The sequence below is a fragment of the Marinicauda sp. Alg238-R41 genome (assembly GCF_947331485.1).
Lineage (GTDB): Bacteria > Pseudomonadota > Alphaproteobacteria > Caulobacterales > Maricaulaceae > Marinicauda > Marinicauda pacifica.
The window spans coordinates 811484-832571 of record NZ_CAMZOJ010000001.1; the positions used below are offsets into that span (position 1 = coordinate 811484).

Annotated in this window: 17 protein-coding genes, 1 tRNA gene and 1 pseudogene; 12 read left to right on the forward strand and 7 right to left on the reverse strand. The window is 65.6% G+C overall.

Features of this window, described 5'->3' with window-relative positions; translation table 11 throughout:
* Positions 1-52: 52 nt before the first annotated feature.
* The gene (gene hemN / locus PGP17_RS03765; protein ID WP_270374297.1) at positions 53-1390 is read right to left on the reverse strand and encodes an oxygen-independent coproporphyrinogen III oxidase; all 1338 of its coding nucleotides are present in this window, start codon (positions 1388-1390) and stop codon (positions 53-55) included.
* A gap of 92 nt (positions 1391-1482) precedes the next feature.
* Here hemN and PGP17_RS03770 point away from each other — a divergent pair, with 92 nt between their 5' ends.
* The 6 genes from PGP17_RS03770 to PGP17_RS03795 all read left to right on the forward strand — a co-directional run bounded on the left by PGP17_RS03770 (position 1483) and on the right by PGP17_RS03795 (position 6897).
* On the forward strand, positions 1483-2181 hold the full coding sequence (locus PGP17_RS03770) for a Crp/Fnr family transcriptional regulator (protein WP_270374298.1): 699 nt from the start codon (positions 1483-1485) through the stop codon (positions 2179-2181).
* 368 nt (positions 2182-2549) lie between these two features.
* Entirely contained in the window at positions 2550-2774 is a 225-nt protein-coding gene (locus PGP17_RS03775) for a DUF1858 domain-containing protein (protein WP_135945381.1), read from the forward strand.
* A 293-nt stretch (positions 2775-3067) separates the two neighbouring features.
* Positions 3068-4126 (forward strand): copper-containing nitrite reductase, encoded by a 1059-nt coding sequence (gene nirK, locus PGP17_RS03780; RefSeq protein ID WP_270374299.1) that lies wholly within the window; start codon positions 3068-3070, stop codon positions 4124-4126.
* An 80-nt stretch (positions 4127-4206) separates the two neighbouring features.
* The gene (locus tag PGP17_RS03785) at positions 4207-4665 is read left to right on the forward strand and encodes a pseudoazurin (protein WP_270374300.1); all 459 of its coding nucleotides are present in this window, start codon (positions 4207-4209) and stop codon (positions 4663-4665) included.
* A gap of 120 nt (positions 4666-4785) precedes the next feature.
* Positions 4786-4962 carry a hypothetical protein gene (locus PGP17_RS03790; RefSeq protein WP_270374301.1) on the forward strand — a complete coding sequence of 59 codons (177 nt, stop codon included), beginning with the start codon at positions 4786-4788 and terminating at the stop codon, positions 4960-4962.
* A 6-nt stretch (positions 4963-4968) separates the two neighbouring features.
* Positions 4969-6897: a TonB-dependent receptor gene (locus tag PGP17_RS03795; RefSeq protein WP_270374302.1), complete on the forward strand. Its 1929-nt coding sequence runs from the start codon at positions 4969-4971 to the stop codon at positions 6895-6897.
* Positions 6898-7166: 269 nt separating this feature from the next.
* Here PGP17_RS03795 and PGP17_RS03800 read toward each other — a convergent pair whose 3' ends face one another.
* Complete coding sequence (locus PGP17_RS03800; protein ID WP_270374303.1) at positions 7167-8840, reverse strand: pyridoxal phosphate-dependent decarboxylase family protein; 1674 nt, start codon at positions 8838-8840, stop codon at positions 7167-7169.
* Between the two features lie 191 nt (positions 8841-9031).
* Here PGP17_RS03800 and PGP17_RS03805 point away from each other — a divergent pair, with 191 nt between their 5' ends.
* Both PGP17_RS03805 and PGP17_RS03810 read left to right on the forward strand, forming a co-directional pair.
* Positions 9032-9457, forward strand: a complete 426-nt coding sequence (locus tag PGP17_RS03805; RefSeq protein WP_135945376.1) for a hypothetical protein — start codon at positions 9032-9034, stop codon at positions 9455-9457.
* 77 nt (positions 9458-9534) lie between these two features.
* Entirely contained in the window at positions 9535-9882 is a 348-nt protein-coding gene (locus tag PGP17_RS03810; protein WP_270374304.1) for a hypothetical protein, read from the forward strand.
* A 114-nt stretch (positions 9883-9996) separates the two neighbouring features.
* Here the strand turns inward: PGP17_RS03810 and PGP17_RS14945 are convergent.
* Positions 9997-10167: pseudogene (locus PGP17_RS14945) on the reverse strand (DUF6538 domain-containing protein); the annotation flags it as partial.
* Between the two features lie 89 nt (positions 10168-10256).
* Positions 10257-10346 (reverse strand) — tRNA-Ser (locus tag PGP17_RS03815).
* Positions 10347-10580: 234 nt separating this feature from the next.
* On the opposite strand from PGP17_RS03815, the gene msrA reads away from it, so the two are divergent.
* The 4 genes from msrA (at position 10581) to PGP17_RS03835 (ending at position 13787) form a co-directional block, all read left to right on the forward strand.
* The gene (msrA, locus tag PGP17_RS03820; RefSeq protein WP_270374305.1) at positions 10581-11243 is read left to right on the forward strand and encodes a peptide-methionine (S)-S-oxide reductase MsrA; all 663 of its coding nucleotides are present in this window, start codon (positions 10581-10583) and stop codon (positions 11241-11243) included.
* A gap of 165 nt (positions 11244-11408) precedes the next feature.
* Positions 11409-12077, forward strand: coding sequence for an HAD-IB family phosphatase (locus PGP17_RS03825; RefSeq protein WP_270374306.1), 669 nt, complete (start codon positions 11409-11411; stop codon positions 12075-12077).
* 31 nt (positions 12078-12108) lie between these two features.
* Positions 12109-12903: a 2OG-Fe(II) oxygenase gene (locus PGP17_RS03830; protein WP_270374307.1), complete on the forward strand. Its 795-nt coding sequence runs from the start codon at positions 12109-12111 to the stop codon at positions 12901-12903.
* A 32-nt stretch (positions 12904-12935) separates the two neighbouring features.
* Entirely contained in the window at positions 12936-13787 is an 852-nt protein-coding gene (locus tag PGP17_RS03835) for a CHAD domain-containing protein (protein ID WP_270374308.1), read from the forward strand.
* 20 nt (positions 13788-13807) lie between these two features.
* Here the strand turns inward: PGP17_RS03835 and PGP17_RS03840 are convergent, their stop codons facing one another.
* The 3 genes from PGP17_RS03840 to PGP17_RS03850 form a co-directional block, all read right to left on the reverse strand.
* On the reverse strand, positions 13808-14932 hold the full coding sequence (locus PGP17_RS03840) for a M14 family metallopeptidase (RefSeq protein WP_270374309.1): 1125 nt from the start codon (positions 14930-14932) through the stop codon (positions 13808-13810).
* Between the two features lie 123 nt (positions 14933-15055).
* The gene (gltB, locus tag PGP17_RS03845; RefSeq protein ID WP_270374310.1) at positions 15056-19600 is read right to left on the reverse strand and encodes a glutamate synthase large subunit; all 4545 of its coding nucleotides are present in this window, start codon (positions 19598-19600) and stop codon (positions 15056-15058) included.
* A complete protein-coding gene (locus tag PGP17_RS03850; RefSeq protein ID WP_270374311.1) occupies positions 19597-21009 on the reverse strand; it encodes an NAD(P)-dependent oxidoreductase in 1413 nt (470 codons plus the stop codon). The genes gltB and PGP17_RS03850 overlap by 4 nt, the downstream gene beginning before the upstream one ends.
* Positions 21010-21088: the final 79 nt, after the last annotated feature.

Below are 21088 nucleotides of genomic sequence, written 5' to 3' on the forward strand. Positions count from 1 at the left end.
CCCGATTTGCGCGAGATCAAATCGGGCGCGGGACGCGCAGTGTTTCGAAAGATCAGACCGCCACGGCGTGACGCGCGGTCGAGGTCGCAAGCCGTCTGTCGAAAGCCGCCGCGACGCTGCGCGCCAGCGGGCGATAGTCCGGCGCGATCGTGATCCGGAGTCCGTCGACGGAAACGATTCCCTCCGCCTCGAACCCGGACAGGTCGGGCATCTCCACGAGAATTGCGTGCGCGTTCGAGACAGCTTCGAGATCGACCGAGAGAAAGCACATCAACTGCTCGATGATGTCACGGCGCATGCGGTCCTCGGGCGTGAGTTCGTAGCCCCGCGCGATCGGCAGCCAGCCTTCCAGGACGCGGCGCTCCCAGTCATGGGTCATCGGCGTGTTCTGGACATAGCCTTGCGGCAGCCAACCGATCGCCGAGCTGCCAAGCCCGATGATCGCGTTCGCGGTGTCGGTCGTGTACCCTTGGAAATTGCGGCGCAGAGTGCGTGCGTCCAGCGCCATGGCAAGGGGATCGCCGGCACGGGCGAAATGATCGAGACCGATCTGGACATAGCTGGCCTTGGTCAACTCCTCCGCGATCGCATCGGACTGCGCCAGGCGCTCACGGGCGTCAGGCAGGTCGGGATCCTTGATCATTTTCTGATGCGGCTTCATATGCGGCACATGCGCATAGCCGAAGACCGAGAGTCGGTCGGGGGCGAAGTCGAGAATTTGTGCGACGGTCTGGCGGCAGCTCACTTCGGTCTGGAGCGGAAGGCCGTAGAGCAGGTCGAGATTGACCGCCTCGATCCCGACGGCACGCAGGCGGGCCAGGCAGTCGGCGACGAGATCGACGCTCTGGATGCGGTTGACGGCCTTCTGCACAATTTCGTCGAAGGTCTGCACCCCGAGGCTTGCCCGGTTGACCCCCGAGCGCGCGAAGGCGGTAGCCATTGCGTCAGAAAAGATGCGCGGATCGACCTCGACGGCGATCTCGGCATCCTCGAGCACGTTGAAGCGCTCCCGGATGCGCGCCATTAGTTCGGCGAAGCGTTCGGGGGGCAAATAGGTCGGGCTTCCCCCGCCCCAGTGGATATGGCTCACCTTCAGCCGCTCAGGGCAACGCGCCGCGACCGAGTCGATCTCGCGAAGGAGCACCTCGGCGTAGGCATCGACCGGATCGATGCGCCGGGTTGCCTTAGTATGGCAACCGCAATACCAGCACATCGTGCGGCAGAACGGCACGTGGAGATAAAGCGAAACCGGCTTGGCCGGATCGAGTTCGCCGAGCCAGCGCGCATAGACCGCAGCGTTGACCTCGGGGCCGAAATGCGGCGCGGTCGGGTAACTCGTGTAACGAGGTATCCGCGCGTGCGCGTATCGAAGGATGGTGTCCTGTCTCATGGCGACGGGCTCTACCCGTTTGGCCGTTCGAACGATTTGCGGTAACGCAAACATTTTGGAACATGCTGCAGTCCGCGCCACGAGGAGCCGTCATGGATGCCAATGCCAAAATCACGGTTCTGAAACGCTCCAACCTGTTCGGCGGGCTGCCGCCCGAAACGCTGGAAGCCGGAGCGGAAGCGGCTAAGGAACGCAAGCTCGACAAGGGCGACGCGCTCTTCCAGCAGGGCGACGACGCGACCACGCATTATATCGTGGCCTCCGGTCGGCTTCGGCTGGACCAGGCGACGCCGGACGGCAAGAATGTCGTGCTGCGCTTCATGGGACCGGGCGACCTGGTGGGCTCGGTCGCCGTGATGCGCGGCATTCCCTATCCCGCCACGCCGATCGCGGTGGACGAGACGCGGGTGCTCAGCTGGACCCAGGCGCGCATGATGGACCTGATGCAGGCCCACCCCGCGCTCGCGATGAAGGCCATTAACATGATGGGCGGCCGCATCGAGGAATTGCAGGAGCGCCTGCAGCAGGTCGCCACCCAGCAGGTCGAGCGCCGTATCGCCGCGACCGTGCTGAAGATCGTCGGCCAGTCGGGGAGAAAGACCGAAGCCGGCGTAGAGATCCCCTTTCCGCTTTCGCGTCAGGACCTGGCTGAAATGACCGGCACGACCCTGCATACCGTCAGCCGGACATTGTCGGCCTGGATCGAGGAAGGAATTATCGAGGGGCGGCGCTCCAGTCATATTGTCATCAAACGCCCCCACCGGCTCGTGGAGATTAGCGAGCAAGCCTGAAAGTGCCGGGCATTTGATGTGAAGCAATAATGCTCTGCACAAACCCTGTCATTCCTTCGTATTCCAAGGAGGCAGGCGATGTCGGACAGGATCGAAGAGCTATTAGTCTGGGACGTAATGAAAACCTGGCCGCAAACGGCTCAGGTCTTTACTTGGTACGGCATAGCGCGTGCGCCGGGCACTGCGTTAGCGGCGATGACCGTGAACGATGCCGCGCTCATATGCAGGCTACAGCCCGTGGCGCTTGCGCGCGACCTCGTAGACGCGATCGAAACCGATTGTAGCCCGACGCAAGCTCATTTGCCCTGCGACAATTACCCCGTGCCTTTCGGTTGCCATTCTCCCTACGTGACTGAAGGAGATGGCCCATGCCGGACAAGATCGAAACCCTCATCGTCGCCGACGTGATGAACTCGTGGCCCGAAACCGTGCCGGTCTTCATCGCCCATCGCATGGCCTGCCCAGGCTGCGTGATGGCGCCCTTCATGACGGTGACCGAGGCTGCGCTGGAGTATGGACTTGAGCCCGCAGCCTTCGCGGCGGATCTCGCTCGCACGATCATGAAAGTGAAAGAGGACGCCGCATCGGCTTGATGTGTGAACGACCCACGCTGCCAAGTTGGCCCCGCAGTTCCGCTGCGGGGCCTTTTGTGGCCTGGCGGATTCCGAGAGTCCTCTCCGGTCTACTGACGTCCGTCAAAAACAGCGCGCAAAAGAGGCATTGCCTCCGCGGAGCCCGTCATTTCCAGAGGTTCGGCCCGGAGCAAAGCAGTGTTCCGCGTCACTGATTGCACAAAACACAGCTCATTTGACCGAGCGCAATAAAACCCCGCCGCGCTTCTCCTAAACCCGCATCATCAAACGTTGCTCAAAAGGAGGGCACAGACATGAAAACCCGCAGGCTCAAGACCGCACTCTTTGCCGGAACCGCGACCGCCATGGTGGCCGCTGCGGCAATGTTCGCTCCGCTCGCCTCCGCCCAGTATGACACCCAGGAAGGGGTCACGGCCGAGGTTAACAACATCGTGGCCAATCCCAATGTCGTGCCCGCCCCGGTCGACTGGACCGAACCGCGCCGTCACTTGGTCGAACTGGAAACGACCGAACTGGTCGGTCAGCTCGCAGATGGGACGACCTACACCTACTGGACCTTCAACAACCAGGTTCCCGGTCCGATCCTGCGGGTTCGCGTGGGCGACAGCGTGGAAGTCCGCCTCACCAATGCTGAAGACAGCACGATGATGCACAATATCGACTTCCACGCGGCGACCGGCCCTGGCGGCGGTGCCAAGGCCAGCCTGGCCGCACCTGGCGAGACGAAGAGCTTCATCTTCCAAGCTCTCAACCCGGGTGTCTATGTCTATCACTGCGCCACGCCGATGGTCGCTTCGCACATCGCCAATGGCATGTACGGACTGATCGTGGTTGAGCCGGAAGAAGGTCTGCCCCCGGTCGATCGCGAATTCTACGTCATGCAGGGCGAAATCTACACCGAGGAACCTTTCGGCACGCCCGGCCACGCCACGGAGAGCATCGAGAAACTGCTCGACGAGGATCCGGAATACTACGTCTTCAACGGCGCGGCGGGCGCTCTGGTGAACACCCCGCTGGAAGCCGAAGTGGGCGAGACCGTGCGGATATTCTTCGGGGTCGGTGGTCCGAACGCGACGTCGAGCTTCCACGTGATCGGCGAGATCTTCGACAGCGTCTACACGATGGGTTCGCTGACCAGTGAACCGCTGACGGACATCCAGACCACGACGGTCGCCCCCGGCGGTGCGGTCGCGGTGGACTTCAAGCTGGAAGTGCCCGGCGACTTCATCCTGGTCGATCACGCCCTGTCGCGGGCCGAACGCGGCCTCGCCGGCATCCTTCGGGTCACCGGTGAAGAGAACCACGAGATCTTCCAGCCGCTCGACGGCGAGAGCGACCTCGCGGGCCACTAGGCCAAAATTGCAAGAACTGCCGGAGGGCGGCTTGTCCGCCCTCCATCCTCCCCAAGCAGCCTCCAAGAAAGGCTAGACCAATGAAAACCCAACTGATCCTTGCCGCCTCGCTGATCGCGACCGCCATGACGACAGGCGCTGCGATGGCCGAAGAGCATGAAGTTCAGATGCTCAATCGCGGCCCGAACGGCGACATGATGGTATTCGAACCAGCGTATCTGGAGATCGAGCCGGGCGACACCGTCACCTTCCTGCCGACCGAACCAAGCCACAACGCCGAAAGCATCTTGAACATGGTTCCCGAGGGTGGCGAGACGTTCAAGGGCCGGGTCAATCAGGAGATCTCGGTGACCTACACCACAGAGGGTGTCTACGGAGTGAAATGTCTGCCCCACTATGGTCTCGGCATGGTCGCTCTGATCAAGGTCGGTGGCGGCGAGGCGCCCAATCTGGGTGAAGCCGCCGGCGTGCGTCACCCCGGCCGCGCCAACCAGCGCTTCCACGAACTCTTCGAACTCGTCGAGGCCGGCGCCGAATAGACCCACGAGGCCATCCCTCTACGGCCTCCTCCTGCGGCGGCGTGTCTTTCTCCCCGGCACGCCGCCGTTTTCTTTTCCGGGGACACCTGAATCTTCACATCTCAAGGCGGGGGCAACGCCATGACACTCAGATCCAGACTTCTCGTGGGCGCCGCAGGCGCTCTCGCACTGACCGCTCCGGCGCTCGCCGAACACGGCCAACCCGAGCCGCAACCGGCCACGCACGACGTGATCGTCGTCACCGGCTACCGGATGCATGTCGACATCCACACCGAGACCGAGATTTCGCCGGAATAGGCGCCGGTGCTCGGCCCGGACGCGGCCGGTCTCGTCGCGCGCCTGCCGGGTGCGGCCTTGATCGATAACGGCGCGGTCTCCGGCCAGGTCCAGTATCGCGGTCTATTCGGCCCGCGTGCACCAGTGACGATCAACGGCGCCTCGGTTCTGTCCGGCGGCCCGAATCTGATGGACCCGCCCCTGCACTATGCCCCGATGCCGCTGGTAGAGCGCATCGAGGTCGATCACGGCGTTGCTCCTGTGAGCCGCGGTCCCGGCATGGGCGGCGGCATGAACGCCATCCTGAAATCGGTCGACTTCGCGTCTGGCGACGAGATCGAATGGAGCGCCGACACCATGGCCTCCGTGCGCAGCGTAGGCGGGTCCTACGCTGTCGGCGGCATTGCGGGCGCGGCCGATGATCGGCGCCGCGTCGAGCTCCTGCTCGCGCGTGAGGACGGCGGCGACATCACCTCCTCCGGCGGAGATATACCCAACAGTCACCACGAGCGTAGCGTCTATGGACTCGGCGGCGGCCTGCGCAACGGCGATCACGAGTTCGGCCTCACCTACCGGCGTGTCGATACCGGCGCGACCGGCACCGCGCCGCTCGCCATGGACATCGCCTTCGTGGAGACCGATATGGCGCGCGCGACCTATCAGGGCACGTTCGGCGAGGTCCTCGTCGACGCGGCGATCGGCTGGAGCGATGTCCTGCATGGCATGGACAATTTCTCCCAACGGCCCAATGCGAACCCGATGATGCATCGCTTCACCCTGGCCGGGGCGGATGCCCTGAACGCGGAAATCGCCTTCGGTCTGGCCCTTCTCGGGGGTGATTTCCAGCTCGGTTTGGACCGCGAAGACGCGCAACGCGAGGCTCGCATCACCAATCCGAACACTGCCGGCTTCTTCGTCGACACCCTGCCGGGCCTGGAACTGGACCGCACCGGCGTCTTCGCCGAATGGACCGGACAGATCGCCGGGTTCGAAAGCGAGCTCGGCCTGCGCGCCGACCTCTATGAGGAAAGCGCCGGCCGTGCCGATGTCGGCCCGGCCCTTCCGACGGGGCCGCGCATGCTGGCGATGGCCTACAACATGGCCGATCGTTCGGCCGAGGAGTCCACGGTGGACGCCGTCGCCCGCTTCTGGCGGGAGACCGATGGGCCGGTGACCTGGCGCCTCACGCTCGCGCGCAAGACCCGCATGCCCAACTTCGTCGAGCGCTTCGCCTGGCTGCCCACCTCGATGAGTTCCGGTCTCGCCGACGGCAACACCTATGTCGGCGATCTCGACCTCGAGTCGGAGGCGGCCTGGTCGGTGGAGGCCGGTTTCGACTGGAGCAGCAATGGTGTGTATTTCCGCCCGACGGCCTATTACCGCCGCGTCGACGACTTCATTCAGGGCGTTCCCTTCGACGATACGCCAGGCGTGGTCGACACCCCGACCGAGATGGTGTCCGCGATGAACGGCGACCCCACCCCGCTGCGCTTTGCCAATGTGGATGCCGAATTCTACGGGCTGGACGCCGATTTCGGCTGGCAGTTCGCCGGCGACTGGCGCATTGACGGCGTCGCCTCCATGGTGCGCGGCCAGCGGCGCGATATCGAGGACGATCTCTATCGCATCGCTCCGCCGCGGCTTCTGCTCGACGTGACCTGGGAGCAGCCGGACTATGCGCTGACCTTCGAAAGCCAGCTCGTCGCCGAGCAGGACAAGGTCTCGCGGACCAATGACGAGCGGGAGACACCCGGTTACGCTATCCTCGGAGCGCGCCTGGACTGGTATGCGCGCGACACCGTGATCGTCACACTCGGCGTGGAGAACCTGCTCGACCACACTTACGAGCGCCACCTTGCCGGCTATAACCGCGTCGCGGACGCCGATGTGGCCGTGGGCGACCGCCTGCCGGGTGCAGGCCGGGGCCTTTACGCCCGGGTGAGTGCCGCCTTCTAGCTTGACTGCCCCACCCAGAAGAAAGCCGCGGACCATCCGGTCCGCGGCTTTCTTCTGGAACCCGGCTCAAACCAGATAACCCAGCACGGCATAGGGAGGGACGAGCAGGACCTTGACGGCAAGCCACGTGTCTTGAATCGGAGATTGTTCGATGATCGTCTGCTGCAGTCAGCTGCCATCTCAGTCCAGCTTGGCGATGCACGCCTTCAGGAAGTCGATGAATTCGGGAATGAGCCGCTCGCGTACGTCCCGGCTCGCCCAGTAGGGGTTCATGAAGACGCAGCGTACCAGCACCAGGCTGTCGGTATCGGCCTGCCCGCCATAGCGCGCCACGTGCCGGGCGATTTGCTCGCATATTGCGGGCTTTTCAATGTCGTCGTGGTCACGAAGAACTCGCCGGCCTCGCGAATCGCCTCGTAGAGCGCCTGGGTGCGCCGGTTGGAATGGGACAGCGCCTCACCCTTCCGGCCCAGTGAGAAGCACAGGATATTGGTGTCGGCCGGCTCCAGAAAGCGGGCATCGGCGACCCCGCTAGCGATCGCGGTCTGGAAGACGAGGCGGGATTCCACCGTCCCGGCGAGGATCGCCCCGAAGCGGTCGGGCTCGAAGCGGATCGTCTTGCCCGTCAGCCAGACCGCTGTCGCGCCGGCCGCGCTGCGCGAGCCTTCCAGCGTTGTCGACCAGAGATCGTCGGCCAGATGCGGCCGCTCCAGATAGGGCGCATCGAACACCGAGACCGCATACCGGTCGGCACCGCGCACCAGGAAGGCGCCACAGGCATAGGGGACGAAGCCGAGCTTGTGCGGATCGAGCGTAACGGAGTCCGCGCGCGCGACCGCCCGAAGTGCCGAGATCGTCTTTTCATCGAGAACGTCCTCGTGCGGCCCACCCGGGATGGAGCAGAGAAACCCGCCATACGCCGCGTCGACGTGGTGCCAGATACGCCAGCCCCGTTCGGCTTGCCAGTGATCGAGGAGATCGGCCACGCGGTCGAGCGGGTCGATTTCGCCGGTCTCGGTCGTGCCGGCCACGCTCACCACGGCGAGGATCGGCCTGTGATCGCGCGCGGCGCGCTCGACCTGGCGTTCGAGGTCGGCAAGGTCGAGCCGACCGTCCTCGTCGAGCCCGACGCTCCAGAACGCCTCCTCGCCCAGCCCGGATACGTTCGCCGCCTTGCGCCAGGAGAAGTGCTTATTGCCCGGCACCAGCACAACAGGCCCCAGATAATCCTCCCCGCTCGCCTTCGAGATGCGCCGGAAGACATCGGCCGGATTGCCCGCAACGGTGCTCGCATTGCGCAGCTCTTCCTGACCGGGCTCGAACCGGTCCATCAACGCCTTGAATCTGTCCCAGCCCATGTGAGCCGCGGCGAAGACGTCGAGCCGCTCGCCCGTGTATTCGGCAATCCAGAGCGCCAGGGCGAGCCAGTGATCGAGCCGGTAGCGCGCGCGCCAGACTCCTTCGAAGTTCGCGATCGTCCCGCCGGAGGTAAAGTGCCCGCGCGCGTTTTCTGGATCGTAGCCGAGCATCCGCGCCAGCATGGCGATGGCCTCGGCCTCGATCACCGTGCCGACGCGGCTGACTTCCTTGGAGGTATTGTTGGGATTGTGCAGCAGCGCGGTGAAATGGCCGAACAGGGCGGGCAGAGTCAGTTCGGCCACCATGTGGCCGGCATAGCGCGGCGAATAGGTCGGAGTCTCGCGTCGCATCAGAGTTTTCAGCGTCTCCAGTTCCTGAGCGAGGACCTCGCGCTCTTTGAGGAAATCGGGCGCGATGCGTTCGGCCGGCGTCAGGGCCGACGGGTCGTCCTCGCGATAGCGCTTCCGCCAGTCGAACCAGTCATCGATGATCGCCTGGAACTCGGCGCGCACCCAGGATTCGTTTTCCGACTTGGGACCGGGGAAATAGGCCTTGGCCCCGATCGCGCCGTTCGAACTGCCCATCGGGGTTCTCCCTTCGTGATAGATGTGACCCGCCGTGCCTCGCACGGCCCGGAGCGCGTTTCCTTGTCGCAGCGCAAACGCCGATGGACAGCGTGGGGCGTGGACACATGTCCCTCGCGTTTGTGCCAGAGCAATACCGGGCCGCACGCCATGACCTAGAGAACGGAAAATCAGGACAAGGAGCCCATCCCATGACCGTATCTCTTCTCGCCCTTTCAGCTGCGCTCGCCGCAGCCGAGCCGGCCGCTTCCGCATCCGTTCTCCCCGACGGGCTGATCGTGGACGCTCGCCTGCGCTACGAACATGTCGATCAGGCCGGGCTCTCGGAGGATGCCGACGCGCTGACCTTACGAACGCGCTTCGGCTTCAAGACCCCGCGCCGCACCGGGTTCGCGACCCTGATCGAAGACGAGAACACGCTCCACCTCGTTGATGATTTTGCCGACACGGTCGAGCCCGCACCGGGCTTCCCGGTCGTGGCCGACCCGGAAATCACCGAACTTAACCGGCTGCAGCTCTCCTTCGAGACCGAAGAGAAGGCTGACCGTGGCGATGGCCTCCATGGCGGTGCTCCCGTACCAGCTCGCGAGACCGCACGCCCGCGATCAGACGCGTAGCCCTCCACCAGCTCCTGCAACGACTGAGCGCTGGTGGCCTCATTTGGAACTGAACCCGGGTTCAATGGCGAAGGTGTTTGTTCACGCTGCGTGAAGCTTGCATCAGTGCCGAGGGGCGCGGCCGAGAAGTCATCGCTCATGCGGGCCAATACGCGCTTCGCAATATCAGCTCTGGCCTCCATGATCCGATCGGCAAGCCGGTTCCATGTATGCGTTTGGGGCTCTGGCGGCTCGAAGCCGTGCGTCAGGCAAAGATGGTCGATTACTTCCTGCGCCGTATGTCGCCAACGCCAGTGCCTCAGCTCAGCATATCCTTCGAATTCCTCGCGAACCGCCTGGAACCGCTCTTCAGAAGCTCGATCATGACGGGAGAGACCCGCCAGACCGTCCAACTCAGCGTCCATCCGGAACGTATGCCACTGTAGAACTATTGGCTCGATATTGAAGTCCGTAAGGTGCTTCAGGGTCTGAGCGCTGGTAGCCGTGGCGGGGTCGGCGTCTGCCTCGCTCTGTGCCGCTCGCTTCAATGTTTCGAAAGCGGCTTCAGCTTGGACCCAAAGTCGACGGGCTTCACTCAGGCTATCCGTCGCCAAAGCCTGCTTGAACTCCGACTTGCCAGCGAATTTGCGGAGAGGCTCGGGGATAACGGCGCGGTAGACGTATCGATCGCCACGCCGATAAAGCCTCGGAAATCCTTCAACCTTCTTCATGCGACTTTGTACCACAATTTGTACTAAGTCGCAACGAAAAGGCTTTTCTATTCAATGCCGTATAAGGAATACAGGTACTTATAAAAATATGGCGGTGAGGGTGGGATTCGAACCCACGAGACGGTTACCCGCCTACACGCGTTCCAGGCGTGCGCCTTCGACCACTCGGCCACCTCACCGTGCGGCGGCGGAACCTAAACAAAGGCACCGGCTAGTCAAGCAGCTGGAACGCTTGATGCGCGCGCTCTTGCAGGCGGCCGGTACGGGGTAAGTCCTGCCCGCGCTGCCGCGCCGGTGCGGTGCTCCGTCTGGCGTGTCCGGCTCGAACAGTTCAAGGTGCTGACGCGCGCGGTCCGCCACCCTATCTAGGCGTGAGACAAGGCCGTTACTGCCCGATACGAGGAGAGCTCTTCATGGCGCTGTTTTCCGGTTCTGAATGGAAGACCACCCTGGTTCCTGCCGACAAGGCGCTGCCGGGCCGGTTCCAGGCCGTGCCCACGGCCAGCACCCATTTCGTGACGGGCGAGACGCTGAAAGCCGAAGTCCCGGCCGGGATGGAGGAAATCCAGCTGGGCATGGGCTGCTTCTGGGGCGTGGAGCGCATCTTCTGGCAATTGCCCGGCGTCTTCGTAACGGCGGCCGGCTATGCGGGCGGCATCACGCCCAACCCGACCTATGAGGAAGTCTGCTCGGGCCAGACCGGCCATACCGAGGCGGTGCGCGTCGTCTACGATCCGGCGGTCATCTCCACCGAGACGCTGTTGAAGCTGTTCTGGGAAAGCCACGACCCGACGCAGGGCATGCGCCAGGGCGGCGATACCGGCACGCAATACCGCTCGGCCATCTACTATACGAGCGAGGCCCAGAAAGAAGCCGCCGAACGCACGCGCGCGGCCTACGAGGCGGCCCTGTCGGACGCGGGACGCGGCCCGATCACGACCGAGATCCGCGAGGCCGGGCCCTTCTACTATGCCGAGGATTATCACCAGCAATATCTGGCGAAGAATCCGAACGGGTATTGCGGCATTGGCGGCACGGGCGTCACCTGCCCGATCGGCACCGGCGTCAGCGCCTAGCCGGTCCGGCCGGTCCTTCCTGGAAGGAGGACCGCCGCGCATGGGGTGTGGCTGCATGGTCCCGCTCGTGTGAGTTGCACAGATAAGCGCTGCTCTTTGGCTGGCCCGCCGCGCCAATCCGGGTTAAGCGGGCCGTCCATTTTTCGCCGAGGGGTTTAGACCGCTGTGACCCGACTGGTCGTATTCGACGTGGATTCCACCCTGCTTGCGCTGGAAAGTCTCGATTTCGCTGTGGAACTCGCGCTGAAAGACGCCGGAGACGGCGATGAGCGCGCGCGCGAGCTGGCCGATATCACTGCGCGCGGCATGGCCGGCGAGCTCGACTTTCGCCGCTCGCTCGAAGCGCGCATCGCGCTGGCCCGGCTCACGCGCGAGCAGGTGAACGCCGCCTCCAAGGCGCTGCGCGGCCAGGCCACGCCGGGCATCGAGGACTTGCTGGAAAAGCTGCGCGCGCGCGGACGCGACGTGTACGCGGTGTCGGGCGGGTTTTCCGATCTGGTCGAACCGGCCCTGATGGATCTCGGCTTTTCGCCGGGCGAAATCCGCGCGAACCGCTTCGTCTATGACGACGATGTCGTGACCGGCTTCGATACCGCCAATCCGCTGTCGCGCAATGGCGGCAAGGCGCACGTGGTCTCGACGCTCAAGACGCTGACCGGACGCGAGGTCGCGATCATGGTCGGGGACGGCATCACTGACTACGAGGCCTTCGCCAACGGGGCCGCCGACGCCTTCATCGGCTTTGGCGGCGTGGTCGTGCGCGACGCGGTCAAGTCGCGTGCCCCGGTCTTTGCCGACACGGTCACAGAGCTCTCGCGCCAACTGCTCGGATAATTGTCTTGCCAGCGGTATGGCGCGGTTCTAAATGCGCGCCTCTCGCGCGCCCATCGGGGGCGTGCTGCCGGTATTCACCGCATTGACCGCTCACGATACCGCCCTGTTCGGGCCCAATCTTGCCATTGACCTGATCGGCCAGCTTGCCGGCCGCGGCTGGGCCTTTGCGCCGGGCGCACTCGATATCGAGCTGGTCGAGGCCTTGCGCGCCGAGACGGTGGCCATGAGCCAGGCCGGCGCGCTGGCGCAGGCCCGGATCGGCCGCGGCGCGGCGCTGTCGCGCGACCGGACCATCCGCAAGACCCAGATTGCCTGGCTCGATGGCGTCACCCCGGCCCAGCGCGCCTTCCTGGACGGGGCCGAGCGGCTGCGCCTGGAGATCAACCGGGCGCTGTTTGCCGGCCTGTTCGAGTTCGAGGCCCATTTCGCCGCCTATCCGGTCGGCGGCTTCTATGCCCGTCACCTGGATGCCTTCACCGCGCCGAGCCGCGCGGCCAGCGCGGCGGCGGGCCTGGGAAAGCGGGCCGAGCGCTCGCGCATCGTCTCCATGGTGACCTATCTCAATACCGGGTGGACTCCGGCCGATGGCGGCCAGCTTGCCGTGTGGGAGGGGTATGAGCAGGACGAACGCGGCCGGCCGGCGCTGGACCGGCTGGATGGCGTGGCGCCCGCCGCGCTTCTGGAACCGCGTGCGGGCAGCATCGTTCTGATGATGTCCGAGCAGATTCCGCACGAGGTGCGCCCCGCCGCCTCGCCGCGCTACGCAATCGCCGGCTGGTGGCGCGTCAATGCCAGCGTTGGCGGCGTGATCGACCCGGGCCGCTAGGCCGGGTCCAGGCTTTCCGCAAAGGGTCTTCCATGACCGAGAAGTTCAGCTCCGGCGACGATTTCAACGCCATCTCCGCCGTAATGCGCGCCGAGGTCCAGAACGCCCGCCGCGCGCTCGGCCGGATCGGGGACGATCCCATTCTGGGCGTCCACGAAGCGCGCAAGGCGATCAAGAAGGTCCGGTCGAATGCGCGCCTGATCCGCAAGGGCGACAAGACCGCGTCGCGCCGCATCAATGCGGCCGGCCGACGCGCGGCGAATATCCTGGAGGAGGCGCGCGACGCCGACAGCCTGGAGCAGATCGCGCGCGCCGCCTCGATGAAGTGCGAGCATGCCGGCCTCGCCCGGGCCTTGCGCGACGAGGCGGACCGCGCGCGCGAAGATTCCCGGCGCGTGCGCCGCGGCGAGGCGGCAGACCAGTGCCGCACCGCGCTCGACGCTCTGGAAAGCGAGATCGGCCGCCTGGAGCCGTTCGACAAGCCGCGCAAGGCGATGCTCAAGGGCCTGGCGCGCACCTACAAGCGCGCCGTGAAGCGGCTGGACGACGCGAAGGACGAGCCGGACCCTCACCGCCTTCACGAATTGCGCAAGCGGGTCAAGGACTGGCGCTACCACGTCACCGTCTGCAAGCGGCTCTGGCCGGATACGCTCGAGCGGCAGAAGTCGGATGCCAACGCGCTCGCCGACATCCTGGGCGACCACCATGATCTCTCCCGCCTTATCGCCCGGCTGGATGATCGGGCCGGCGCGTGTGACGACCGCGCGATCGGGGAGCTGGACGAGGCGCAGAAGCGCCTGTGCGAGCACGCGCTGGACGCGGCGGAAGACGTGTTCGAGCTGAGCCCGTCAAAGGCCAAGAAGCGGTTGCTCGACAGCCTCTGACGGGGCAGGGCGAACCGCGCTTACAGCCGGTCGAAGACTTCCCGCATGGCGTCGAGCTGGGACGCGCCCAGCTTCACGCACCGCTCCGGGGACCACCCAAATTGCGGATCGGGCCGGTTGGCGTTGTCCTTGAAGGGCATTTCCAGCGTCATGGCGAGGCAGGAGAAGGCTTTGGCCATCCAGTGCGTCGCGATCGACAAATCCGCCGATCCCGGCGCGTCGACCGGGTAGCCGTGCTCGGTCTGGAAATCGGGGTTCAGGCGCGCCAGCGCGTCCTTGTAGGCGTTGAGCAACTCGCCGTCCTGTTGGGTGAAGCCCGGCACGCCCTCGGCCCCGGCGATGAAGTTGTAGGGCAGGTCCTCGTCGCCATGCATGTCGAGGAAGAGATCGACGCCCGTCTTCTTCATCTCGGTCAGCACGGCATGGACTTCGGGCGAGTTTTCCTGGCTCGCCTTGTCCCATTCCCGGTTCAGGTTCACGCCCTTGGCATTCGTGCGCAGGTGCCCGCGATAGCTGCCGTCCGGGTTCATATTCGGCACCACGTGGAAGACTGCCTTCGACAACAGGTCGATCGCGACCGGGTCGGCGTCGTCCAGCAGGCGCGACAGGAAACCTTCGGCGGCCCATTCTGCCATGCTCTCGCCGGGATGCTGGCGAGCAATCACCCAGATCGTCTTCTTGCCTTCGCCGGGCTCGCCGATCACGAGCCGGTCGAGGTCGCGCCCGTCCAGCGTCCGGCCGATCACGTCCAGCTTCGCCGTTTCCGAATGCTGGCAGGCCGCGATCAGCTCGTCATGGCGCGTCATCGTGTAGGGCGCAAAATAGGCGAACCAGACCGCATCGGCCAGGGGTGTATGCTCGATGACCAGCTCGCCGTTCTCGTAACGGGTCGCTGCGCGCTCCCAGTTCTCCCGGTCGCTGGAGACCACGGCCTGGTAGTCCTTCCAGCCGGCCGGATAGGCAGACTTGCCCGCATTCTCGATGGTCAGCGTCACGGGGATGCCGCGTGCCCCGGTCAAGCGGAAATAGAACCACTGATAGAAGTCCGAGCCGTTATCCTTGCGGATATTCAGCCGGATATCGGCCGGATTGTCGGCGGAGACACACTCGATATTGCCGCTGTCGAAAACGCTGGAAATCTGCATCGGGCCGGACCTTCCTTCTACCACAAGCCATGCGCGCCCGTACGGCGGACGCGTCTGGCGCCTGTGTTAGACGATTTGGACCGGGCTTCCCACCGCTGCGCGCGCCGCAGCCGAAGAAAGCACCTAGTGCGCCGGTCCGTCCGGCTGGGCCGTCAGCTCTGCCGTGCGCGGACGCGTGGGCGGCGCCTTGGGCGCTTCACCCGGCACGTCGGCAGGGCAGACCAGGCGCAGATTGCGCACCGTCGCATCCCAGTTTTCCAGGCACTCCCTGGCCCGCTTCGAGCCGGTCAGCTCCAGATGGGTCTCGACCAGCGTCTTCACCCGCGCCAGCGCGGCCTCGTCGGGCGTCTTTATCGTTGCCGTATCGGGATTGAGCACGCTGTCGAGCCGCTTTGCGGTATCGAGCACATAGACTTCCCCGCCGGTCAGGCCGGCGGCGAAATTGTCTCCGACCCGTCCCAGGATCACGACCGTGCCTCCGGTCATGTATTCGCAGCCATGGGCCGCGCAGCCCTCGATGACGGCGGTCGCGCCGGAATTGCGCACCGCGAAGCGCGCCCCGGCCGCGCCGGCAGCGAATAGGCGCCCGGCTGTTGCGCCATAGAGGCAAGCATTGCCCAGCAGCACGATGCGCTTGCTGATCGGGATGACGGCGGGACGGATGGTGATCTCGCCGCCCGACAGCCCCTTGCCGACATAGTCGTTCGCCGCGCCCAGAAGGTCGATGGCCAGCCCCTTGGCCGCGAACGCGCCCAGCGACTGCCCGGCCGACCCGGCGATTTTCAGGGTCAGCGTGCGGTCGGCCAGCCCGTCCGGGCCGTACTGGCGCACGATCTTCGAGGACAGCAGGGCGCCCGCCGTACGATCGGCCGTCCCGATCGGTTCCTCGACCGTCACCGCCTGGCCGCTCTCGAAGACCGGCGCGGCCCGCTCCAGAACGCGATGGTCCAGCGTGTCGGGCACCGCGTTGCGCGCGCCCGGCTCGACGCTCGAGTCCACATGACCGGCGCGGTGATGCAGCGCGCCCAAATCGAGATCGTCCAGATCGTGATTGCCGCGCGTCTCCTGGGACAGAAGATCGGCGCGTCCGATCACCTCGCCCAGCGAGCGGGCTCCGATGGAGGCCAGATGCTGGCGCACGCTTTCGGCTAGATACGTCATCAGGTTGACGACATGGTCGGGCAGGCCGGGGAAGTGTTTTCTCAGCGTCTCGTCCTGGGTGCAGATCCCCACCGGGCAGGTGTTGGAATGGCACTGGCGCACCATCAGGCAGCCGAGCGCCAAGAGGGCGACCGTGCCGATACCGTACTCCTCCGCGCCCAGCAGCGCGGCGATCAGGATGTCGCGTCCGGTGCGCAGCCCGCCATCGGTGCGCAGGCGCACGCGTGAGCGCAGCCCGTTAATGGTCAGCATCTGGTGGGCTTCGGCCAGGCCCAGCTCCCACGGGGCGCCGGCAAACTTGATGGAGCTCAAGGGCGACGCGCCGGTGCCCCCGACATTGCCCGAGATCAGGATCGTGTCGGCATGGGCTTTGGCGACGCCGGCGGCAATCGTGCCCACCCCGGCGCGGCTGACCAGCTTCACGGTCACGCGCGCATCCGGATTGATCTGTTTGAGATCGTAGATGAGCTGGGCGAGGTCCTCGATCGAGTAGATGTCATGGTGCGGCGGCGGGCTGATCAGCGTCGTGCCAGGCGTCGCATGGCGCAGCTTGGCGATATAGGCGTTGACCTTGAAGCCGGGCAGCTGGCCGCCTTCGCCGGGCTTGGCGCCCTGGGCGACCTTGATCTCCACCTCGGTGCACTTGTTGAGGTATTCGGCCGTCACGCCGAAGCGGCCGGAGGCGATCTGCTTGATGCGGCTGTTCTCGTCGTCGCCATTGGCGTGCAGCGTGTAGCGTGCGCGATCCTCGCCGCCCTCGCCGGAGACCGAGCGGGCGCCCAGCCGGTTCATGGCGATGTTCAGCGCGCCATGGGCTTCCGGGGAAAGGGCACCCAGGCTCATGCCCGGCGTGAGGAAGCGTTTGACGATGGCAGAGACCGGCTCCACCTCGTCCAGCGGAATTTCGGGGCCGAGCGCGGTGACCTTGAGCAGGTCGCGCAGCTGCATCGGGGCCTGACTGTCGATCAGGGCCTCATAACCCTCATAGGCAGCGCGGTCTCGGGTGCGCACTGCGGTTTGAAGCTGCTCGATGATGGAGGCCGACAGCACGTGGCGCTCCTCGCCGGAACGCACACCATAGAAGCCGCCCGGGCGCGGCGGGGATTCCGGCGCGATCCAGCCTTCGGTATTGGCCGCGATGAGTCGGCGCTCCAGGCCCTTCAGCCCGATGCCGGAGATCCGGCTGGAGACGCCGGAGAAGAATTCGTCCACCAGCGCGCGCGACAGGCCGATGGCTTCAAACAGCAGTCCGCCGCGATAGGAGGACACGATGGAGATGCCCAGGCGCGCCATGATCTTCATCAGCCCGCCTTCGAGCGCGGCCTTGTAGTTGAGCACGCACTCGCCCAGCGAGGTGTCGCCGAACAGGCCGCGCTCATGGCGCTCGGCAAGCGCTTCGAACGCCAGATAGGGGCTGACGGTCGTCGCCCCGGCCCCGATCAGCAGCGCCAGGGAATGGGGATCCAGCACCTCACCGGAGCGCACATTCAGCGAGCAGAAGCTGCGCCAGCCCGTTGAGGCGAGGTGGGAGTGCACGGCGCTGACCGCGAGCGCGGAGGGGACGGCGGCGCGGCCCGCGCCCTGGTGCTCGTCGGTCAGGAAGATATGCTCGGCCCCGCCCCTGATCGCGGCTTCGGCCTCCTCGCGCACCCGGTCGAGCGCGCGCTTGAGCGACAGGCCGTTCGCCTCGTTGCCGGCGGCGTCGAAGGTGGCGTCGATCTCCACCCCGTCCTCGCCGAAGCGTACGCGCATGCGCTCATACATGCCGTTGGTCAGGATCGGGCTTTCCAGCGTGAAGACGTCGGTCTGGGTTTCGTCCTCGAGCAGGATGTTGCCGAGGTTCTTGAACCGCGTTTTCAGGCTCATCACCCGGTCTTCGCGCAGATAGTCGATCGGCGGATTGGTGATCTGGGAGAAGTTCTGCCGGAAGAAATGGGCAAACGGGCGCGGCTGCTCGGACAGCACGGCGAGCGGGCTGTCATCGCCCATCGAGCCGGTCGCTTCCTTGCCGGTTTCAACCATCGGCTGGAGCAGCTTTTCCATGTCCTCGCGCGAAATTCCGGCCGCGCGCTGGCGCCGGTGCAGATCGCTGGTGGAATAGATCCGCGCCTCCGGGCCCGGACCCACGACCGGGTCCAGCTCCTCGACCTGCTTGAGCCATTTGGAGAAGGGACGAACCTGGGACAGGCGCGCATCGTGCTCGGTCTCGCTGAAGAATTCGCCGGTAATCAGATTGACCGAAATCGCGCGGCCCGGGCCGAGCGCGCCCTGGCGCTCCACGCGCGCGTCGGCGATGTCGTACATGCCGGTTTCCGAGCCCACCAGAACCAGCCCGTCGCTTGTCTTGGTCCAGCGCAGCGGACGCAGCCCGTTGCGGTCCAGACCGGCAATCGCCCACTGGCCGTCGCAGGCGGCAATCGCCGCCGGGCCGTCCCACGGCTCCATGACCGCGTTGCAATAGGCGTAGAGGGCGCGGGTTTCCTCAGGCATCAGGCCGGCCCGCTTGGACCAGGCTTCCGGGATGAGCAGCGCCTTGGCCATAGGCACCGAGCGCCCGGCGCGTACCAGCAGTTCGAAAGCCTGGTCGAGCGCGGCGGAGTCCGAACTTCCCGGCTGGATGACCGGTTTGACCGCTTCGCAGTCTTCCCCGAACGCATCGCTGGCCATGCGGATCTCGTGGCTCTTCATCCAGCGCACATTGGCTTTCAGCGTATTGATCTCGCCATTATGGGCCAGAAGGCGGAAAGGCTGGGCCAGGCGCCATTCGGGAAAGGTGTTGGTCGAGAAGCGCTGGTGCAGGATGGCAAAATCGGAGGCCCAGTCCTCGTCCTTCAGATCGGGATAGAAGTCGGCGATCCGGTTGGACAGGAACATGCCCTTGTAGACGACATCGCGCCGCGACAGCGAGCAGACATAAAGCTCCTTCAGATTGGCCGCGAGCGCACGCTTCTCGATGCGCCGGCGCACCAGGTAGAGCTCGCGCTCGACCGCGGCCTCGTCATGGCCGGACGGGGCGCGGAACAGGATCTGTTCGATATTCGGGCGCATCGCGTCGGCGTGCGAGCCCAGAACAGAGGGATCGACCGGCACGGCGCGCCAGCCGAACAGGGTCAGCCCGGCGCGCACCATCTCGCTCTCCACTATGGTGCGGGCCTGTTCCAGGGAGTCCGGTTCGCGGCGCGGCAGGAAGATCATGCCGATGCCGATGGTGTAGTCGTGCGGGTTGTGGCCGGTGCGCTCGACATATTTGCGCGCAATCGACTGATCGATGGCGATGCGTACGCCGGCTCCGTCGCCGGACAGGCCGTCGGCGGCAACGGCGCCGCGGTGGGTCACGGCGGCCAGGCCGAACAGCGCCTGGTCAATCACCTCGCGGCGGGCCTTGCCGTCGGTCACGGCGATCAGGCCGACGCCGCACGCATCGTGCTCTTCGCTGGCGTCATACAGGCCAGCGCTGGCCATCGCCTCGCGCGCGGCGAGGCGGCTTTCGAAATCGTTGTCGCTCATGCCGGTTCCTTGATCTCCGCGAAGTGGCGGACGATGGCATCGCTGGCCGTGATCGCGTCCTTCAGGGCCCACACGACGAGGGAGGGGCCGCGTACCAGGTCACCGGCAGCATACACGCCCGGCTCGCCGGTTTGGAGCGTTTTCGGATCGGCCTCAATCGTGCCGCGCGGTGTCAGGTGGATGCTCGCCCCGCCCGACATGGCGGCGGCGTCGTCGGGCGAGAAGCCGAGCGCCTCGATCACCATGTCCGCCTCCAGGCTCCACACAGGACCGTCATCAGGCAGCACGCGTCCGCGTCCGCCGCCGCTCATATCCAGCTTCATCGGCTGGATCTCGATCTTCCCGTCGGCCAGGCGCGCCGGGGCGCTCAGCCACTCGAACGTCACGCCTTCGGACTCGGCATGTTTCACTTCGCGCGCCGAGCCCGGCATGGTCTCGCGCTCGCGCCGGTACAGGCAGGTCACCGTCCTTGCGCCTTGGCGCACCGCAGTGCGCACGCAGTCCATCGCGGTGTCGCCGCCGCCGACGACGACCACGCGCTTGTCCCTGGCGTTCAGGTCGCCCGCCTCGAAGCCCTCGACCGGGTCGCCCAGGCCTTTCCGGTTCGAGGCGGTCAGGAACTCCAGCGCCGCCAGCGGCTTCATGTTCGTCTCGCCCGGAAGGTCCAGGCGCCGCGCCGCGTAGGCGCCGATGGCCAGGAAAACCGCTTCGTGCTCGGCGCGCAGGCTCGCCACGCTGCCGTCGCGGCCGAGCTCCCATCCGAAGCGGAACTCGACCCCGCCCTCGACCAGCGCCTGATGGCGGCGCAGCGGGATGGACTTGTCGAGCTTGAAATTGGGGATGCCGTAAATCATCAGCCCGCCGGCCCGGTCATAGCGATCGTACACCGTGACCTTGAAGCCCTCCCGGCGCAGGCGTTCCGCGGCGGCCATACCGGCCGGTCCTGCCCCGACAATGCCCACGCTCTCGGGCCGCTCGCGCTCCGGGGCGACGGGACGCACCCAGCCTTCGCGTACGGCGGTATCGGTCAGCCAGCGCTCGACCGCGCCGATCGTGACCGTGCCGAAGCCGGCTTTCTCGACGACGCAATTGCCTTCGCACAGCTTGTCCTGCGGGCAGACGCGTCCGCACACTTCCGGCATGGGATTGGTGGAGGCGGACACCTCGTAGGCCTCACGCGTCCGGCCTTCGGCGGCCAGCTGCAGCCAGTCGGGGATGTGATTGCCCAGCGGGCAGTGCGACTGGCAGAAGGGAATGCCGCACTGGGAGCAGCGCGATGCCTGCTCGGCGGCCTTTTCCTGGATGAAGGCGTCGCTGATCTCCTCAAAATCGCTAATTCGTGCCGAGGCCTCGCGCACGGCGGGCGGCTGGGACACGATCTTGGAGAATTTCAGCAAACGAGACGCCATTCAGAGCCTTTCAAAAATGTATGGAAGCCAGCATCAAGTTGTAGTTCGCGAGCGCACAAAGGCTACGCGCAAAACGGGG

Coding starts and splice junctions, on each gene's coding strand:
- hemN (WP_270374297.1), bottom strand. CDS start 1,390: ATGAGACAGGACACCATCCTTCGATACGCGCACGCGCGGATACCTCGT.
- PGP17_RS03770 (WP_270374298.1), top strand. CDS start 1,483: ATGGATGCCAATGCCAAAATCACGGTTCTGAAACGCTCCAACCTGTTC.
- PGP17_RS03775 (WP_135945381.1), top strand. CDS start 2,550: ATGCCGGACAAGATCGAAACCCTCATCGTCGCCGACGTGATGAACTCG.
- nirK (WP_270374299.1), top strand. CDS start 3,068: ATGAAAACCCGCAGGCTCAAGACCGCACTCTTTGCCGGAACCGCGACC.
- PGP17_RS03785 (WP_270374300.1), top strand. CDS start 4,207: ATGAAAACCCAACTGATCCTTGCCGCCTCGCTGATCGCGACCGCCATG.
- PGP17_RS03790 (WP_270374301.1), top strand. CDS start 4,786: ATGACACTCAGATCCAGACTTCTCGTGGGCGCCGCAGGCGCTCTCGCA.
- PGP17_RS03800 (WP_270374303.1), bottom strand. CDS start 8,840: ATGGGCAGTTCGAACGGCGCGATCGGGGCCAAGGCCTATTTCCCCGGT.
- PGP17_RS03805 (WP_135945376.1), top strand. CDS start 9,032: ATGACCGTATCTCTTCTCGCCCTTTCAGCTGCGCTCGCCGCAGCCGAG.
- msrA (WP_270374305.1), top strand. CDS start 10,581: ATGGCGCTGTTTTCCGGTTCTGAATGGAAGACCACCCTGGTTCCTGCC.
- PGP17_RS03830 (WP_270374307.1), top strand. CDS start 12,109: ATGCGCGCCTCTCGCGCGCCCATCGGGGGCGTGCTGCCGGTATTCACC.
- PGP17_RS03835 (WP_270374308.1), top strand. CDS start 12,936: ATGACCGAGAAGTTCAGCTCCGGCGACGATTTCAACGCCATCTCCGCC.
- PGP17_RS03840 (WP_270374309.1), bottom strand. CDS start 14,932: ATGCAGATTTCCAGCGTTTTCGACAGCGGCAATATCGAGTGTGTCTCC.
- gltB (WP_270374310.1), bottom strand. CDS start 19,600: ATGAGCGACAACGATTTCGAAAGCCGCCTCGCCGCGCGCGAGGCGATG.
- PGP17_RS03850 (WP_270374311.1), bottom strand. CDS start 21,009: ATGGCGTCTCGTTTGCTGAAATTCTCCAAGATCGTGTCCCAGCCGCCC.